Consider the following 16,694-nt stretch of genomic DNA (forward strand, 5'->3'; position numbering starts at 1 on the left):
TCCGCTACCCCCTTAACGCCAGGTCGTGACGTTTTTACTGGGATCTCAAGGGTAGCGGTGTAGCGGAGGTGTAGCGGAGTGCCTGCTTGAGTAGGCGATTTTGTATCGCTTGAGCAACGTTTTGGTGCTTATTTAGTGCTTTTTAGGAGTTCACGCCCCGTTCGAATCTGGGTGCCGCCTTTGAATCCTCGTCACAGTTGAGCCTCCGCGCTCATTGCGGGAATGTTGCGTGAGTGACTCTCGCAGTTGACGGTTTCGGCATCAATCCAACAGCTTCCAGTGGCTGTGCGTGCCACTGGCAGGCCCGTGGGAAGTCCTCTGGCGTCAAAGCGGGCCCATGCGGTGCTGAGCAGGCTCGCGCTCCAGCTGCGCTGATCCAAGCGGCAGCCGGAGCGGTCGCAGAGAAGCGGACTGCCCTGGTCTCCATCAAGGCTCACGAAGCTCAATTGAAAACTGCCCCCCGTCGCCTCATCGTCTCCGATGAAGCGAAGCCGCAGGCCACTACTTCCGTTCGCACTGATCTGGAGGCGCTTGCAATCCAAGGGACGCCCGTCGACAACGATGCGGCATTTTGAAGGCCTGTGCTCCAAGCGGCCAAAAGTCAGCATTGGATTGGCCGTTGCAGGAACGGCAAGCAGCAGGGAAGCCAGCCACAGGCGGATCATCAGTAATCGCTGTCGGCGACGCACATGCCCAGGCAGCGAATGCCGTTGCTGGCGGTTCTTCGGCAGTGGTTGCAGAGGATGCGTTCCTCGTCTGCAGACGATCCCTCCACAGCCTGATCGGGCGATGTCGCAGGCTCCTGTGCGGGGGATGCGGTCATGACGCAGCTGGACGAGATGAAGGCGATCATGGCTGGCAGCAGCGTCGCCCCGTTGAACGGCATCGGTTTTGGCACCTGGGCCTGGGGTAACAAGGCGGTTTGGGGATACGACCCCGAGCGGGACGATGGCCGACTGCGCGACACGTTTCGACAGGCCCTTAGTTCTGGGCTCAACCTGGTGGATACAGCGGATTCCTATGGCACAGGGAGGCTGACTGGGCGCAGTGAAGAGCTTCTTGGCGAATTCATGGCTGAGTTGCCAGCCCTTCGTCGATCCCAGCTGACGGTCGCGACAAAGTTGGCACCCTTCCCCTGGAGATGGGGCCGTCGAGGATTCGATGCCGCCTTTGAGGCCAGCCGAAAGCGTCTCAAAGGGCAGCTCCAGCGGGTGCAGTTGCACTGGAGCACCGCTCGCTATGCGCCTTGGCAAGAGGCAGGCCTTCTCGATGGCTTGGCTGAGCTCGTGCTTTTTGGCCGGGTCTCCGAGCTGGGGCTGTCCAATTTGGGCCCCCAGCGCTTGGCGTTGATCCACAACCGTCTGTTGGAACGCGGTGTTTCCCTGCGCAGTGTTCAGGTTCAGTGTTCACTCCTGGCGCCTGGGGATGATCAGCTGCTCGAGTTGATCGCCGTCAGCAGGGACAGGGATGTGGAGGTTTTGGCTTACAGCCCTCTGGCCTTCGGCGTCCTTGGTTGTCCTCCCGGGGCTGAGCAGACGCTTCCCGCAACCTGGTTGAGACGTCGTCTGTTCCGGCGACTCCTCCCCGCAAGTTTTGAGCTGCGCAGGGTGATGCATGCCATCGCGATCGAGCATGGGGCAACGATGGTGCAAGTCGCCTTGAACTGGTGCAGAGCAATGGGTACGACGCCGATTCCTGGGCTACGAACTCCGAACCAAGCAAGGGATGTTGCCGGTGCACTGCAGTGGTCCTTGTCGACGCAGGAATGCCAGCGTTTGGATGCTGCCCGATGCAGTTGCAGCGAGCGGATGCCCGCTAATCCATTCCAGAGTCGCTAGGCGAGATGCTCAGGCCTCCGAGGCGGATTCGGGGGCTGGACTCACCACGACTGGGAGGCTGTCTCCGTTGGTGCGAATCGGAATGACCTTGTCTTCGGAGGGTTCCCGGGGAGTGGGAGCGGGGGAGGCCTCCTGCTGTTGAGCGCAGGCGGTTAGCGCTTCTTGCAGGAGTGAATCGAAGGTTGCCCCGGGCAGTCGATGCCGGGCGACCTCCAGAAATGTGCGAGGCAGGGATTCGCTTGCAGCGCTCTTTAAAGCAGGGTTGTTCTGACGGTTCTCCTGCTCGTCCTGAATGGCGCGGATGAATCGTCGGGTGACGTCGCGTTTGGTGCACGCCTTGATCAGGGTGTCGCGCTCCTGAGGACCGTGACTGAGCTCCTGCTCCATGTCTTGAATCCGCCGTTCAAGGCTTTCCAAAACCTCTTCGGCTTCTTTCCCGATGTGGGCCAACTGCCCATCTGAGAGGTATGGCATGTCGGCCACGAAGACCTTGCCGTGATCTCGCAGTGTGAGAAATGTCGGCCTTGCACCCTGCCTGTAGCCCTGCTGCCTGTCTTGTCCGGAAGCTAATGGGCGTCTTGGTGGAACCGGTCCTGCAGACGATCGACGTCGCGTGATGCGCTGGGGCTTATCAAAAGGCATTGAAAAATAAATGTATTGACGTTGCTATCGGAAAAGATTCCGATGTGCTTGGCAGCACCCTATTCGATCCTTTCCGTTCTGGTGCTCAGCTGCATTGAACCCGTCTGAAACTGACGCAATCAGGCGGGCACCCCCTCCAGAGCCATTGTGTTGCCCGGGTCGTTGGACTTGGACGCCACGTCGCCAATCACCCAGGCCTGATGTTGTTTGACGCGGCAGTAATCGATGACAGTGCCTTCGCTCCCTGCCGGCACAACCAGACAGAAACCAATGCCGAGGTTGAACGTGTGCCAGAGGTCCCGTTCGGGAATGTCTCCTGCGTCCTGAAGCCAGCGGAAGAGTGGAGGCCTGGTCCAGCTGGTGGCGTCGATGCGAGCAGATAAGCCTTCTGGTAGGCACCGCGGCAGGTTTTCCGGTAGTCCCCCGCCTGTGATGTGGGCCATTCCGTGGAGCTCGCATCCGCCCTGCAGCAGATGTTGCACGAGGTCGGCATACAGGGTTGTGGCTGCCAGTAGGTCGCTGATCAGAGGCCGCTGGTCATCGCCATAAACGGTGCTCGCATCAGCATTGGCGCGTTGCAGCACCTTGCGCACCAGGCTGAAGCCATTGCTGTGCACGCCGCTGCTGGCCACACCGATCACGCTGTCGCCAGGCTGGATGCGCTGGCCGTCAATGAGTTGGTCTTCTTCGACGACGGCCACGCAAAAGCCGGCGAGGTCGTAGCGCCCCTTGGGATAGAACCCCGGCATCTCCGCGGTTTCTCCACCGAGCAAGGCACAGCCGCTTTGCCTGCATCCATCGGCGATTCCCTCCACGACCTCAGCCATCGCCGACGGCGCCAGCGCGCCAGTGGCCATGTAATCCAGAAAAAAGAGAGGCGCTGCTCCTGAGGTGATCACATCGTTGACGCACATCGCCACCAGGTCGATGCCCACGCCGTGATGGCTGCCATGCTCTTGGGCCAGCTCCAATTTGGTTCCGACGCCATCGGTGCCCGACACCAGCAGGGGCTTTCGCAGGCCGCTGGGGAGGCGCATCAGCCCCCCAAATCCCCCAAGGCCTCCGATGACTTCCGGTCGGTGGGTGGCTTCTACAGAGGCCTTGATGCGCTGCACGAACGCACGTCCGGCTTCAACGTCAACTCCAGCGCTCTTGTAATCCATGGAATGAATCCGTTGCAATGATCCTGCAATGCCGGGGCGCCTGTGCGGCTTGAGCTGCCGGCACAGCTTCTGATTCGATCTGCTTATCGCCCCTTTATTTCCGGCTTATGCGTGGGGGCTTGCTTTTGGGTGTTGATCTGCCAGTCAGTGCGGGGATTGCCGGTGCAGTCGGGCTTGGGTTGTTGTGACGGTCATGGCGATGGGGCCCCATTTTCTTTCGGGAGCGGTTTTTTTAGGTTCTAAAGCAACTCTTTGATTAGGCCAGTCAACGCTCGAGAACTGCGAATTCAGTTCCGTTTCGTTGGTCAAGCCGCTCTGCATGCGAGTCCTTCTGACGGTTGCCACGCTCTCCGGAGCGATTTCAGGGAGTGCTGCACTCTTGCCGGTGGTGGCAAGCGATTTTCTGGCTGTTGATGGTGCAGAACGCCTGGATCCCCTCGATCTGGTCGTCGACCCACAGGTGTCTGAGTTGCAGGCAACGCTCTCTCCTGCAGAGGTCAAGAAAGTCGATGCACCCCCTGCAGCTGAGCTCCCTAAGCCCAAGCTGAGGGTCGTCCCTGACGTCGTCAAAGTCATCACCGGAGAAGCCAGTTGGTACGGCCCCGGTTTTTATGGCAACCGAACAGCGAATGGCGAGGTCTATCAGCCCGGCACGATGACGGCGGCCCATCGCACGCTTCCCTTCGGCACCAAGGTTCGTGTGACCAATCTTTGGAACGGGCGAAGCGCTGTTATTCGCATCAATGATCGTGGGCCCTTCGTTTATCACCGTGTGATCGACCTTGGCCACGGCGCCGCCTCCGATCTTGGGCTGACCGCCTCTGGAATTGCCCAAGTCAAGCTTGAGGTGCTGCGCTGAGCCTTGTTGTTCTCTCCACGCAAGCCGAGCTGGAGATCTTCCGGACTGGCCTCCGTGGACCGCTTCAATTCGTGCCCACCATGGGTGGTTTGCATGAAGGCCACGGCCAGCTGATTCGCCGAGCTGCCCAACAAGGCCCTGTTCTTGTGAGTGTGTTCGTCAACCCACTCCAATTCGGTCCTACCGAAGATTTTGACCGCTACCCGCGCGCGCTCGAGGCGGATCGGGTTTTAGCCCAAGGCAGTGGCGCCAACGCCCTCTGGGCTCCGAGTGTCGACACGGTCTACCCCGGTGGACTCAATTCAGTTGTGTCCCGGTCAGCGCCGGCCGCCCTCCAGTCCCATCTCTGCGGCGCATCCCGTCCAGGTCACTTTGATGGTGTGGTCACAGTCGTGGCCCGTCTCCTGCAGCTGGTGAAGCCCTCATGTCTTTGGTTGGGTGAAAAGGATTGGCAGCAGCTCGTGATCCTGCGCCGGCTGGTCGCTGATCTGGATTTGAACCTGGCGGTGCAGGGGGTTCCCACGCTTCGTGAAGCGGATGGCCTGGCATTGAGTTCCCGTAACCAGTACCTCTCTGCTGCGGATCGTGAGCGTGCTGCTGCTCTGCCAGCAGCTTTGCGCCGTGCTGATCAGAACGATCCCAAGGATTCAGTCCGCAGGAGCCTGTCTGATGCAGGGCTTGAGGTGGAGTATGTAGAGAGGGTCGATCCCCTCAGTCTTCAGCCCTGTGGGTCTGAAACCGCCATCTCGCTGCTGGCCGCGGCGGTGCGCTGCGGGACGACCCGTTTGATCGATCATGTCTTCCTGATGACTCGCCAGCCTCTCGTTGCCATTGATGGCCCGGCCGGTGCCGGGAAAAGCACCGTTACCCGGGCTTTTGCTGAGCGGTTGGGGCTGGTCTACCTCGATACCGGCGCGATGTACCGGTCGGTGACCTGGTTGGTGCAACAAAACGGTGTGGACCCCCTGGATGCGACGTCCATTGAGGCTCTCCTGAACGCCTTGGATCTTCAGCTGCGGTCGCTGCCCGGTGGCGGCCAGCAGGTGTTGGTGAACGGGCAGGACGTGAGCGACGCGATTCGCTCCCCTGAAGTCACAGCGTCGGTCTCGGCTGTGGCGGCTCACCGCTGCGTGAGGCAAGCACTGACGGCACAGCAGAAGGCGATGGGTGCCAAGGGTGGCTTGGTGGCGGAAGGTCGCGACATCGGCACGGCTGTTTTTCCGGATGCTGATCTAAAGGTGTTTCTGACGGCCACGGTGGGCGAGCGCGCCCGGCGTCGAGCCCTTGATCTTGAGCAGCGGGGTTTCCCGGTGCCTGAGCGATCTGAGCTCGAGGCACAGATCGCCGAACGGGACCATCTCGATAGCACCCGCGAGGAAGCCCCCTTGGTACAGGCAGAGGATGCCGTGGAGCTCGTCACCGATGGCATGAGCATTGCGGCTGTGGTCGACGCCCTGGTGACGGAGTTTCGGTCTCGAGTGGCCGAAGAAGCCTGGCCTACGCCGGCGGGCTGAGCTCGTCGAGCAGGTTGGAACAGGCATCCTCGAGCAGGTCGAGCACATGCTCGAAGCCCGCTTCGCCTCCGTAATAGGGATCTGGAACCTCTGTTTCAGAGAAGCTGCGGGCGTAGCTGAGCATCGGTTTGATGGTGGCTGTTGCCCTTTGGCCAGCTTCCCTGGCCAGTCCTTGCACGGCGGTGAGATTGTCGTCGTCCATGGTCAGCACCAGATCGAAACTCGAGAAATCGTCGAGGCTGATCTGTCGTGCGCGGCTGGGCAGCTGAATGCCACGGCGGTGGGCCGCTCCCTGCATGCGTCGGTCCGCCGGATTGCCCACATGCCATCCGCCTGTTCCGGCGGAATCCACCACGAATTGATCGCTGAGACCACGTTCCTGCAGCAGATGCAGAAACACGCCTTCGGCTGCTGGAGAGCGGCAGATATTGCCAAGGCAGACGAACAACAGTTTTTGGGTCATCCGGCGTTGATGCGTTGGAGGGCTCGTTGGGCCCGCAGCTGCACCACCCTGACACCCTCAGCATCGGAAGCGAGCTGCTTCAGCGAGGCATGGCCCTGTTCTGCCAGTTGCTGCGACACAGTCGTGCCGCGCAAACGCTGCTCGAGTCCATAGGCAGCTGCGTAACGCACGACCCACTCGTCGTCTCGTCCCGCTTTGAGCAGTCCCTGGAAGCAACGTTCAAGCTGATCTTCCCCCGCGTCTTTGGGCAGCTCTAAGTCCGCCAGGCCGCGGGTTGCTGAGCGCCGCACGCTTGGTGCAATGTCGGCCTGGAGAGCATGTTCGAGAAGATCAAGACCCCGTGGATCCCTAAGCGCTGCAAGCACTTTCACCACCCATGCCCGTGCTCCGTAATTGCGGGAATCCAGGCTTACCAGAAGGGTGGGAACGATGTCTCGTCCCAGCTGAATCAGCCCCTGCGTCGCGACGGCTGCTACCGCAGGATTGTTGAATCCAAGTACCTTCACGAGCGGCTTGGCGGCCTCAAGGTCGTTCAGTGCACAGAGGGCTTGCGTTGCTCGGACCAGTTCAGGGGTGCTGGTGGCGCGGTCGAGCATCTGAATGGCCTGGGCTAGTCCTGTCGTGGTCATCAGAGCAGGCCATCCATCGCATCGAGGACCTCGTCTGGGTCGTCGTTGTGTTCCGCCAGTTCACGGAGTGCGACCAGCTTGAGGCTGGGCTCTACTGCAGCCGAGCGGATTGAGGGGATAGCGCCGATCCAGCCGGTGGCTCCGAGGTCGAGCAGCGCGCCACGGCGAACCAATGGTTCGGGATGGTTCAGCAGCTTTTTGAGTTCAACTCCCCAGTGATCAAGCGCTGTGAGCTGCAGCAGAGCTCGGCAGGCTGCTGAACGGATCAACGGCCGAGGATGTTTCGTGAACGGCTGAACCACTGCGAGGTTGCTGCTGCTGGCATCACCAATGTCACCAAGGGCCTCCAGCAGGGCTTCACAGGGTTCGTTGAGTAAGGGGGAAGAGGTCTGCTCTTGTCCAGCCCCCTCCAATCCACTGGCCAGCAAAGCGCGGATGCCCTCAACAGCCCCACGGCTGCCCATCGCTCCAAGAGTGCGAACGACCTCTTCGCGCACGGCGTAGTCGTTCGATCTCAGCAGCAGCAGCAGGCGTTCTTCTGCCCTCGCATCCCTAAGCAGAGCAAGAGCACGGATCGCGTTGAGAGCTATACCGCGTCGTTCGGGATCGATCGGCGTGTCATTCAGTGCCTCAAGGGCTTTCAGCAGTAGAGGGATGGCATCTGGATGCTGGCTGCGCATCTTTCCCAGCCACCAGGCGGCGTAGTACTGCGCTGCAGGATCCTCCGTTTGGCGAAGGTTCTGGATCACCTGCGCTTCACTCAGCGGTTCCATCACACCCAGGCCGACGCCATGTCGGCTGTCCAACTTTGGGTTTTCTTGAACTGGAACGGTCCAGCGATCGAGCCCCAGCAGCGCTCATTTGTGGTTGGGTCATGACCGCGGTCCAGGGTCGATAGTGCTTCCCCCTCCAGGTGAAAGCTGCTCACCAGCACGGTGTCTTTGCCATCCCGCCGCACGATGCATTGGCAGCCGGGCTCCATGGCCCCGTGGTAGCCGTCTTGTTGTTCGACCACCTGGTAGTGGCATTGATCCAGGCTGATGAGATCACTGTCCTGAATGGCAAGCCGCAGTTGCGGGTCAAACGTTGCCCCAGCGAAGCGTTCCGGATCGCGGAAGATGTGATTCCAAAGCTTGATGGCACCGGAGGGCTGTGCTTCAGCGCGGATCATTCGCAACCGGTAGGGATGCTTGGGGTCGACTGCGTAGGTCTGCTCGAGCAGGATCGATCCTGGACGCAGCTGTGCCAGGGGGCGATACCTCAGGAAGATGTGGGCATAGAGAGGCGGGTTGTCGAAGGCTTGTTGCTGGTTGCTGTACTCGCCGCAGAGCAGGTTGAGAAAACGCCGAACATTGGGGGTGATCACAGCGCTCTGATAAGGCCAGAAAAGAACAATAAAAAAAGCCCCCCGAAGGGGGCTTTGCAGACAACATCACCTGATCAGATCAGGGCGTTGATGGCGTAGTCGATGTAGCTGTTGGCTTCGGTAGCAGCATCGCCGCTAAGGCCGTGGTTGGACTTGATGTGCTTCAGAGCTTCCACGTACCAGGAAGGGGAGAGCTCAAAAGTACGGTTGATTTCGGCCAGGCCGGCAATCAGGTAGTCGTCCATGGGGCCAGTACCACCAGCGACCAGGCAGTAAGTGATCATGCGCAGGTAGTAGCCCACGTCACGGGAACACTTGGCCTTGCCTTCAGGGGTTGCTGAGTAATTGGGCCCCGCCATCTGAGTGGTGTAGGGGAACTTGGTGTACACAGCTTGTGCTGCGCCGTTCACCAAGGAATCGGCCTTGCTCGTGAGGGCTTTGGCTGCTTCGAGACTGGCTTTGGCGCGATTGAAACGGCCGGAGGCAGCCTGAACTTCGGTGTTGCTCAGGAAACGACCCTGGGAATCAGCTGCTGCAACAGCTTCGGTAAGAGGGGTTTTCATTGGTTGATAGGAGAAGTGAAAGACGTCGGATCAACGCGTCGATCAGGCGACGGATGCTGCGGCCTTATCGAAGTAGGTGCCGATCTCGCTACTCAACGAGGCGCAGTCGCCAGTGGAAATACCTGTTTTGTCGTTAACGATGGAAAGGGCTGCCTCCTTCATCAGGTTGACGCCTGCTGCAACCGAGGCACCAGGAGTACCAAGGGCCAGATAGGTCTCACGCAGGCCATTCAGGCAGCGGTCTTCCATCACGGAAGCGTCGCCGGTGAAAGCGGAGTAGGTGACGTAACGCAGGATGATCTCCATGTCACGCAGGCAAGCTGCCATGCGACGGGAGGTGTAAGCGTTACCGCCTGGTGAAATCAAAGAGGGCTGCTGAGCAAACAGCTGGCGTGCAGCCGAAGCAACAATGCTGGAAGCGTTGCTGGAAATGCGGTTGACGGCATCCAGACGCTTGTTGCTGTCGGAAACCATGGAAGCGAGGGCGTCGATCTCGCTGGTGCTGATGAATTGTCCCCGGGCATCGGCCTGGGCGACAACCTTGGTGAAGGCGTCGAACATGGTTGTTGTTCCTGTGAACTACGTCTGGAAGGGGAATCTCAGACATGAAAGGGATAGCTGAAGGCTATTGCCTCCATCCCGTCGCCTGCGATTCTGACCAACAGCTCGGGAGCCTCCCGAAAGCTGTTCATAATGCTTAACTCCCTTGCTACAACAAGGAAGTGGTGAGGCTTTTCTCAAAGATCGAAAAGAACCTCGTGGATGTATGCCTCTGTCCACTCACTGCCGTGAAAGCGGGTCAACATTCCTCGGGCCGGGTCTTTCTCGGCGCGATAGTCGGTGTAACGACGTTGACCAGCGAAGAGAACCTCAGAGCGCTGGTCAGAGACAGGTTCAGCCGTGGCCGCAAGCCGCAGATAAAGAGACAAGTACTCATTGAAGGCAGGTCGCACCACGGTTTCGATCAAGTGCTCCCCTTCTTCCCCGAGAGGAAGACGGGTCCAGAGAAAGCCAGGAGAAAAGAAGGGCTGGGCTTCTTCGGGAATCGGCCCACCGTCGGGTAATTTTTCCCGCCACCGCTCAAAAATAGGCATCAACTGATCCCAAACCGGTCGCGTGTGTTGTTCATCGCTTTTATCGGCGGGCTGAAGGTCGAGTGCAAGAAGATGACCGCCAGGCAGGGTGACGAGATCACCTCCAAAAAAGGGCAAGTCGTACTTGGAGGATGGATTGATGACAAAATTAAGTACTGATGCTGCGTCCCCCCCGTTGACACAAGCGGCACGAACTTGCCGAAATTTTTCAGTGCGGCAAGCCCATGTGGCTGTGGTCACGGTGACTGGCTTCGCCCGTGAGCCAATTTGTCCCTGCTTGAATAAAAAATCTTGTTCAATTGGGTAGGGCTGCGGCTCAAATGTCTGGAGTGCCGCAACCGCATCATCAAGAAATGGCTGCCATGCCCAGCCCGTTATTGCGAGCGGATCAGAGCTGTTAGCGCGCTGGAGCGTCATGGTTTAGCAGATTCAGGGAAAAGAAATTCGTGCAGGAAACGATCAGACCAATCACTGCCAAAATGACTGCTGAAAAGGCCGTGCGCAGGATCTCTCTCGGCGCTGTAGACATCGTAGTTTTTTTGAAGCTGCTCTACTTTTTCGGGATTGATGAACGATGAGTTTTTAACTGCTTCGTCGTGCAAGTTCCAATAAGCTTTTAGGAAAGCACTAAAGGCAGGAGGTAGTGATGTTGTGGCCTGTTCCGAGCCGCCACGGCAGAAAAGCAACCAGGAGGAGAAATACTGATTTGGGTCGAAAGACCGCATTGTCTCTTCTCCGTTGAGATCCGGGAATTGAGCATTGAGAGACTTCAGACCATCGAAGTACCGTTCTAAGTAATCCTTGTCTTGAACGAGGGGCTGGAAATCTAGAACTGCCACTAACTTCTGCTTGGCTCCGAACCAGAGAAGATCAACTCCCATTAGAGGATGGTCGTAGGCGTAATCCGGATAGGCAACTGAATTCAGCACCTGGAGGCTGTCGCCAGCATCCAATCTTGTAACGCGCCAACGACGAAATCCAGGAACGTCCCAAAGCCAGCTTTGGATCGTGCTGGAGCGCTTGGATGATTGATTGTGCTCCAGGCCAGGGGGAACCTCAATTGGCACTGCGCCCCGGGCTTTGATCCCTGAATGCAATTCATCAAGAAATGGATCAAACATGATGTTCAGCCTTTGCTTGTAGAGGTCGCCATGGCCAGTTTCTGTGAACGCTCGGAAATGCCGGCGATTTCAGCATCGGTAGGGCATCGAAACTCAGTGCAATATGTGGTCATTGCAACGCCGTCTAAACACTGAACAGAACTTACTCTCATTCTGATCTGATCTGTCACAAACCAACACCGTTCAATACCAACATTGGTGTCGTATCGCGTCGTGATTGTTACCACTCCGTCGTCAGCAAAGGTGTATGTGCTCAGTACGGATTGTTTCTCGACATAGCCTACATCTCTCAGAAGAAAACCCTTGCGGGAATCATCGTGGGAGGGGACGTCGATCACGACTGCCGCATAGTCATCGTTGCGGACGCCCTTCTTGATGTTGCTTTCCCACCAAAACCGAGCTCCACCAGAACTGTCTTCGGTCTTAATGTTCAAAGAATCACAGATTTTGGATACGACTGGGTCATCTGAGTTGAAAGGTTCAATGATTAGATTCGAGTCTGCCGCTTCATCATCTTGGTGGTCGAGGTGATGAACAGCACGCCTGTTCAACCAAGTTCCGCGGCTGGCTTGAAAAAAATCCGCCATCGTCATCGGCGGGGATAGTGTTTGGACCATTGGCTTGAACCTGTGGAATAGATTAATTCAAGTCGACGAACGAATTATTGCCTAAGCGGATCAAGATTGTGCCTGCTGCGCATTCTTCTGGGCGACGAGTTGTGACATGACTTCGTCGAGCCGTTGTAGCTCTGGATGCGCCGCTACCGTGGCGTCGATTTTTTTCTGTGAAAGGCGCAGTTTTTTGCCTAGACCAATTACATCTTGAAAAAGTCTTTCTCGGTAGGCAGCTAATTCCTCAATAGACTCTTGCAATTCTTTGATGCTGGGTAAATCGGACGCTGCGTTGTCCATGCATTTCACATGTTGACCCTGGCGATACTAATCCTCCAACTCGCCTGCTTAAGGCTTTTGTGAACCTTCGCTCAGCATTGCTCAAACAAAGGAAAGAGTGCTGTTGAAGGTGCCCTGTTCAGCTGGAGGAACTCCTTGCTATTGCCGCAAGGTGACAAACTTTTGCGTAAAGGGGTCTGTTTGCAAAGCCAGCTGACAACTGAGTTTAGCCTTGGTCAGCGCTTCCACCACCCTTGGGCTACCAGGTCTTTAAGGCCTGCTCACCCATCGGTCCCCGAAGCACTGCATCCCCCAAACTGTCTGGCCCCCAATGCTCGACGCATTCTCCCGCACAGTCGTCAGCGCTGACGCCAAAACTGCACCTGTTGGTGGTAGCGACCTCGCTAGCCTCCGCTCTTATGTGCAAGATGGCAACAAGCGTCTGGACGCTGTCAACGCCATTACCTCCAACGCTTATTGCATCGTCTCCGATGCGGTAACCGGAATGATCTGCGAAAACACAGGTCTCATCCAGGCCGGCGGCAACTGCTACCCCACGCGTCGCATGGCTGCTTGCCTTCGCGATGGTGAGATCGTGCTTCGCTACATCAGCTATGCCTTGCTGGCTGGTGACGCTTCCGTGCTGGATGACCGTTGCCTTAACGGCCTCAAGGAAACCTACATCGCTTTAGGTGTTCCTACTCAGTCTGCCGCCCGCGCAGTTGCGATCATGAAATCCGCTGCTACGGCTCTGATTGGTCAGACCAATACCCCTGCAAGCGGTGGTGCTAAGTACCGCAAGATGGAAACCACTCAGGGCGACTGCTCTGCACTGGTGTCTGAAGCAGGTTCCTACTTCGATCGTGTGATTGGCGCTATCAGCTGATCTGCGGACGAACAAGTCTTCTCTTTTTACCTTCTCAGCACCTTTTACCTAAGGATCTCAAATGAAATCCGTCGTCACCACTGTTGTGACCGCTGCTGATGCAGCCGGTCGCTTCCCTTCTCAGAACGACCTTGAGGCTGTTCAGGGCAATATTCAGCGAGCTGCTGCTCGTCTGGAGGCTGCTGAAAAGCTGGCCGCCGGTCTGGACAACGTCACCCGCGAAGCTGGTGATGCTTGCTTCAACAAGTACGCCTATCTGCGGCAACCCGGTGAAGCCGGTGATAGCCAGGTGAAGGTCGACAAGTGCTACCGCGATCTCGGCCACTACCTGCGCTTGATCAACTACTGCCTCATCGTTGGTGGTACCGGCCCTCTCGATGAGTGGGGCATTGCTGGAGCACGTGAGGTGTATCGCACCTTGGGTCTTCCCACCAATGCATACATTGAAGCTCTCACCTACACCCGCAACCGCGGTTGTGCACCTCGTGATATGAGCCCCCAGGCTCTGAACGAGTTCAAGAGCTACCTTGATTACGCGATCAACGCTCTTTCTTGATCCGCTCAAGGTTCTAGCTGGAGGGGGGGGGGCACTTTGCTCCCCCCTTTTTTGTGTCCGTCAGATGGAAGACCTTGAATCACCCATCACAGACAAGCTTCAATTCCATTAGATTTCTCAAAGAAACTGTTTTTTGATGACAACGTTTGTTCTATCTCATAACTTACAAGTTCAATCAGAGCACGTGCGTGCATTGAATTTTGAGGAGCTTGCACAAGCACTTAAATCTCTTTCAGAAAATATTTCATCAACTACAGTTCTCGATCATCCTCATTGGAAACTCTCAATATCATCTGATTTGTCGCCGCAAGAACTGGCTGCTGATCTAGTTCAGACATGGTCTCAATACCGTCGACAACTTGGGCATGAGATGAACCACGTTGTCTTGGCACTCGGTGGAAGGAAGGATTCCCCAGCTTCTCCTGGAGCTCCACTCCAGGAGGGATATTGGGGTGTTGACTTAGTTGAAACAACCGATGAAGTTGCTTTTCTTCAGGCGATCAATTGGGATGTTCTTAAATCTGGGCGTCCAGAAGATTCCATTTTTCAGGTTTCCTCAGCATCCCTATAAGCAGTCCTTAAGACTGCTTTCGGCGATTTTTGCGACGACCAGAGCTTTTTTTAGTCTCTTTACTTTCTTCTATCTTGTCTGAGGTTTTCTTGCTAGAAGAAGACTCAGACGTCGATTTCAATTTCTCAACTAGTTGTCGTACCTTGGAAGTCGATTCTTTCGTTTTAGGTGTTGCTGTCAATGGACGATGCTCGGCTTTGCTCCACCCGACACATGTGATCGATGTTTTGCAACTTCTAAAAGCTTGCATCCATTGCGCCATGAATCGGGTGTCCACACCAACTGTGTGTGGCGTTGAGGGCCTACAGCCGTCCATCACTCCTGTCGAAACCTGAATCAATCGTCCTGGAAACGGTCCCATAATTTTTATAGTGGATAAAAAGAATTTTGCCCCTTGTATCGTCTGTTGGCAAGCTTGCTAATACTTTCTTATCTTGACGTGAAGCATTCAATCATCTACAGCATGTAGAATCATTGAGAAGTTGGTCATTTCTGATGCCCGGTGTTTTTGATAATATTCATGCTGGCCTTGATCAAAGTGAGGCCGTTAATATCCTGTCTAAAAAAGTTGATGATTTAGAGAGTGAAAGTGATTATTATATGGCCGTTTCCCACCTGATCAATTTTCCTGACCCAATAACAAGCCAAGCATTATTAATTTTTCTCGATAGGCCGTCTACAGTTACACCTATAGGTCTTGCACAACGAAAAGCTGTAGAAGTTCTTGCGCGATTAGGGGTGACAGAGGCCAAACCTAAAATTGCGAGTTTTTTAGATAGCTCTGATATTTATATGGTTGAGAATGCTGCTTGGGCTTTGGCTCGTCTGAATTGTCAAGACCCTGAAGTGCATCAACGCATGATTCATTTGGTGGATGACACTTGTCAAAATCAAAGAGTCTTAATTCAAAGTTTATCGAAGCTTTCTGTTAAATCAGCAATTTCAACGATTTCGGCTCTTACAGCTCATGAAAAGCCTTCGGTGCGCGGTGCTGCTATCGCCGCCATGATTCAGCTATCTGGAGATCATTCACATCTGGCTGATCTTTCAGATCATTTGTACAGTTCCAATCAAATGGATCGACAGTCGGCTGTACAAGATGTGATCGACGCGAATGCTGTTGAGCTTTTATCTGATTTAGTCCAGGCACCAATTTCCCCTGCATTTCGGATGCGAGCTGTTCGAGCTTTATTTGATAACCCTGTAAAAAAACTCTCAAACGATCACGCAATAACAGCAGTTGATCAACTTTTTTTTGATGATCCTCGGTCGATAACTGTCCTTCATCATTACGCTGAATCTATGCCTACACAGCTTTTGGTAGAGGGCTTGTTTCACCCAGATTTCAGTCGTTGTTATCTTGCGATGCAGGCGCTCTTCAACTGCGATGCTGAAGAGACTTGGATTGCTGTTGACAATTGCTGGCGAGAAAAAGCCCATAATGACTACGGTGCGCACTATTTTTTGATGCGTTTGTTTGGACTGAAGGCAGGTTGGAGTGATGAAGCCCTTGTTCGAATATATAAAATCCTCTCGGATGCGATTATCGATAAGCGCCCACAATTTAGAAAATCACCACCAGCGGCTTTGTTATCATTCGCCAAATTGTTTCCTGGCCAATACGATTGTATTCTGGACAATTGTTTTTCTCTAGAAAATAAGCCTGGTTGGGATATGTGTTATGCAGGCCTCCTCTTAATCCAAGCTGATCAGACAGATCGTCTGCAAATTCGACATCAACGTCAGCTACAACAGCTTGTCGAATCGGATGTCGACAGTTTGCTGCGTCTGAAAGCACAGGCAGTTATTGGTTAGTTGAGAACCAAATTCCAATTTCTTATGACCCGAGACATCCAATGCTAATATGGAAAATTCAATGATTAGTCTATTAAGTGAGCGACGATTCGATTATTCCTTCAATTGATGCATTATTTGAGGATCTAATGCATCCCAATCCTAGGATTCAGGAAGAAGCCTGTTTGATTCTCTCTGAGCACTATCAGAAAGAGGCGATGCCAAAATTATTAGAACTTTTCTGTCATTATGATCCCAAAGTATATAGAGCGGCTGTTAAAGGAATTGGTTTCTTTGGGAGTTCTGCATTCGATCCTTTGATCGAACTTTATGCAACAACTGAGAATCAAACTGCAAGGCGTTGTTGTCCGAAGGCATTCGTACAATTGTTCAAGAATTTTCCTGATCAGCCTTTTCCTGATTCAGTGATGGAGATGCTGGAACAAGGGATTGATGATACAGATATGGTGGTCGTACAAGGTGCTTTGATGTGTCTCGGTCAGATTGGTAAGCAACAATTTAAGTCTGAAGAGGCAATAAGACTTCTGGCAAGGTCTCTCAGCAGTGAAAATGTGGCTTTGATCTTTAGTGCATCTCAGGCTCTTGCCGATATCCCGAATCCTATGGCTGAAGATGCTTTGCATAAACTTCAAGAAAACAATGATGATCCATTGATTCAGGAAGCAGCTCAGTCTGCATTGGCACGACTTCAGAACCTATTAAATTCTAGAAGTTAATATCTTTT

22 protein-coding genes are annotated in these 16,694 nt (G+C 55.0%); 8 read left to right on the plus strand and 14 right to left on the minus strand.

The genetic code is table 11. The features are described 5' to 3' along the window. Window positions 1-191: 191 nt before the first annotated feature. Both DXY29_RS03245 and DXY29_RS13310 read right to left on the minus strand, forming a co-directional pair. Window positions 192-665, minus strand: a complete 474-nt coding sequence (locus DXY29_RS03245; RefSeq protein WP_244279293.1) for a hypothetical protein — start codon at window positions 663-665, stop codon at window positions 192-194. Continuing rightward, window positions 665-823, minus strand: coding sequence for a hypothetical protein (locus tag DXY29_RS13310; protein ID WP_166017559.1), 159 nt, complete (start codon window positions 821-823; stop codon window positions 665-667). Before DXY29_RS13310 ends, DXY29_RS03245 begins: the two co-directional genes overlap by 1 nt. Here DXY29_RS13310 and DXY29_RS03250 point away from each other — a divergent pair. Beyond that, entirely contained in the window at window positions 822-1,838 is a 1,017-nt protein-coding gene (locus DXY29_RS03250) for an aldo/keto reductase (RefSeq protein ID WP_244279294.1), read from the plus strand. The two genes, DXY29_RS13310 and DXY29_RS03250, sit on opposite strands and share 2 nt — an antisense overlap. A gap of 9 nt (window positions 1,839-1,847) precedes the next feature. On the opposite strand, the gene DXY29_RS03255 is transcribed toward DXY29_RS03250, so the two are convergent. Both DXY29_RS03255 and purM read right to left on the minus strand, forming a co-directional pair. Further along, a complete protein-coding gene (locus DXY29_RS03255; RefSeq protein WP_115022881.1) occupies window positions 1,848-2,480 on the minus strand; it encodes a histidine phosphotransferase in 633 nt (210 codons plus the stop codon). A gap of 119 nt (window positions 2,481-2,599) precedes the next feature. Beyond that, the gene (gene purM, locus DXY29_RS03260) at window positions 2,600-3,643 is read right to left on the minus strand and encodes a phosphoribosylformylglycinamidine cyclo-ligase (protein ID WP_115022883.1); all 1,044 of its coding nucleotides are present in this window, start codon (window positions 3,641-3,643) and stop codon (window positions 2,600-2,602) included. A gap of 319 nt (window positions 3,644-3,962) precedes the next feature. Between purM and DXY29_RS03265 the strand changes: the two genes are divergently transcribed. Both DXY29_RS03265 and DXY29_RS03270 read left to right on the plus strand, forming a co-directional pair. Then, window positions 3,963-4,502, plus strand: coding sequence for a septal ring lytic transglycosylase RlpA family protein (locus DXY29_RS03265; RefSeq protein ID WP_115022885.1), 540 nt, complete (start codon window positions 3,963-3,965; stop codon window positions 4,500-4,502). Further along, window positions 4,499-6,016, plus strand: coding sequence for a bifunctional pantoate--beta-alanine ligase/(d)CMP kinase (locus DXY29_RS03270; RefSeq protein ID WP_115022887.1), 1,518 nt, complete (start codon window positions 4,499-4,501; stop codon window positions 6,014-6,016). Before DXY29_RS03265 ends, DXY29_RS03270 begins: the two co-directional genes overlap by 4 nt. On the opposite strand, the gene DXY29_RS03275 is transcribed toward DXY29_RS03270, so the two are convergent. From DXY29_RS03275 to DXY29_RS03320, 10 genes are all read right to left on the minus strand, one after another. Continuing rightward, entirely contained in the window at window positions 6,000-6,479 is a 480-nt protein-coding gene (locus DXY29_RS03275; protein WP_115022889.1) for a low molecular weight protein-tyrosine-phosphatase, read from the minus strand. The two genes, DXY29_RS03270 and DXY29_RS03275, sit on opposite strands and share 17 nt — an antisense overlap. Next, window positions 6,476-7,108: a HEAT repeat domain-containing protein gene (locus tag DXY29_RS03280; RefSeq protein ID WP_115022891.1), complete on the minus strand. Its 633-nt coding sequence runs from the start codon at window positions 7,106-7,108 to the stop codon at window positions 6,476-6,478. The genes DXY29_RS03275 and DXY29_RS03280 overlap by 4 nt, the downstream gene beginning before the upstream one ends. After that, entirely contained in the window at window positions 7,108-7,881 is a 774-nt protein-coding gene (locus tag DXY29_RS03285; protein ID WP_115023017.1) for a HEAT repeat domain-containing protein, read from the minus strand. Before DXY29_RS03285 ends, DXY29_RS03280 begins: the two co-directional genes overlap by 1 nt. Beyond that, a complete protein-coding gene (locus DXY29_RS03290; protein WP_115022893.1) occupies window positions 7,881-8,474 on the minus strand; it encodes a chromophore lyase CpcT/CpeT in 594 nt (197 codons plus the stop codon). The genes DXY29_RS03285 and DXY29_RS03290 overlap by 1 nt, the downstream gene beginning before the upstream one ends. A 74-nt stretch (window positions 8,475-8,548) precedes the next feature. Further along, entirely contained in the window at window positions 8,549-9,037 is a 489-nt protein-coding gene (gene cpcA / locus DXY29_RS03295) for a phycocyanin subunit alpha (RefSeq protein ID WP_115022894.1), read from the minus strand. A gap of 42 nt (window positions 9,038-9,079) precedes the next feature. Further along, window positions 9,080-9,598 carry a phycocyanin subunit beta gene (locus tag DXY29_RS03300; protein WP_115022897.1) on the minus strand — a complete coding sequence of 173 codons (519 nt, stop codon included), beginning with the start codon at window positions 9,596-9,598 and terminating at the stop codon, window positions 9,080-9,082. A gap of 176 nt (window positions 9,599-9,774) precedes the next feature. Further along, window positions 9,775-10,548, minus strand: a complete 774-nt coding sequence (locus DXY29_RS03305) for a phycoerythrobilin:ferredoxin oxidoreductase (RefSeq protein WP_115022899.1) — start codon at window positions 10,546-10,548, stop codon at window positions 9,775-9,777. After that, window positions 10,545-11,252 (minus strand): 15,16-dihydrobiliverdin:ferredoxin oxidoreductase, encoded by a 708-nt coding sequence (locus DXY29_RS03310; RefSeq protein WP_115022901.1) that lies wholly within the window; start codon window positions 11,250-11,252, stop codon window positions 10,545-10,547. The genes DXY29_RS03305 and DXY29_RS03310 overlap by 4 nt, the downstream gene beginning before the upstream one ends. A gap of 5 nt (window positions 11,253-11,257) precedes the next feature. Continuing rightward, the gene (locus DXY29_RS03315; protein ID WP_115022903.1) at window positions 11,258-11,869 is read right to left on the minus strand and encodes a phycobiliprotein lyase; all 612 of its coding nucleotides are present in this window, start codon (window positions 11,867-11,869) and stop codon (window positions 11,258-11,260) included. A gap of 60 nt (window positions 11,870-11,929) precedes the next feature. Then, the gene (locus DXY29_RS03320) at window positions 11,930-12,163 is read right to left on the minus strand and encodes a hypothetical protein (RefSeq protein WP_115022905.1); all 234 of its coding nucleotides are present in this window, start codon (window positions 12,161-12,163) and stop codon (window positions 11,930-11,932) included. A 310-nt stretch (window positions 12,164-12,473) separates the two neighbouring features. Between DXY29_RS03320 and cpeB the strand changes: the two genes are divergently transcribed. The 5 genes from cpeB to DXY29_RS03345 all read left to right on the plus strand — a co-directional run bounded on the left by cpeB (window position 12,474) and on the right by DXY29_RS03345 (window position 16,686). After that, complete coding sequence (gene cpeB / locus DXY29_RS03325; protein ID WP_115022906.1) at window positions 12,474-13,028, plus strand: class 1 C-phycoerythrin subunit beta; 555 nt, start codon at window positions 12,474-12,476, stop codon at window positions 13,026-13,028. A 61-nt stretch (window positions 13,029-13,089) separates the two neighbouring features. Continuing rightward, window positions 13,090-13,584, plus strand: a complete 495-nt coding sequence (gene cpeA / locus DXY29_RS03330) for a class 1 C-phycoerythrin subunit alpha (protein WP_115022908.1) — start codon at window positions 13,090-13,092, stop codon at window positions 13,582-13,584. Window positions 13,585-13,720: 136 nt separating this feature from the next. Then, window positions 13,721-14,155, plus strand: a complete 435-nt coding sequence (locus tag DXY29_RS03335) for a DUF2656 family protein (RefSeq protein WP_115022910.1) — start codon at window positions 13,721-13,723, stop codon at window positions 14,153-14,155. Between the two features lie 495 nt (window positions 14,156-14,650). Then, the gene (locus tag DXY29_RS03340) at window positions 14,651-15,970 is read left to right on the plus strand and encodes a HEAT repeat domain-containing protein (protein WP_115022912.1); all 1,320 of its coding nucleotides are present in this window, start codon (window positions 14,651-14,653) and stop codon (window positions 15,968-15,970) included. Between the two features lie 77 nt (window positions 15,971-16,047). Beyond that, the gene (locus DXY29_RS03345) at window positions 16,048-16,686 is read left to right on the plus strand and encodes a HEAT repeat domain-containing protein (RefSeq protein WP_115022914.1); all 639 of its coding nucleotides are present in this window, start codon (window positions 16,048-16,050) and stop codon (window positions 16,684-16,686) included. Window positions 16,687-16,694: the final 8 nt, after the last annotated feature.

The organism is Synechococcus sp. UW69, assembly GCF_900474185.1.
Taxonomy (GTDB): domain Bacteria; phylum Cyanobacteriota; class Cyanobacteriia; order PCC-6307; family Cyanobiaceae; genus Parasynechococcus.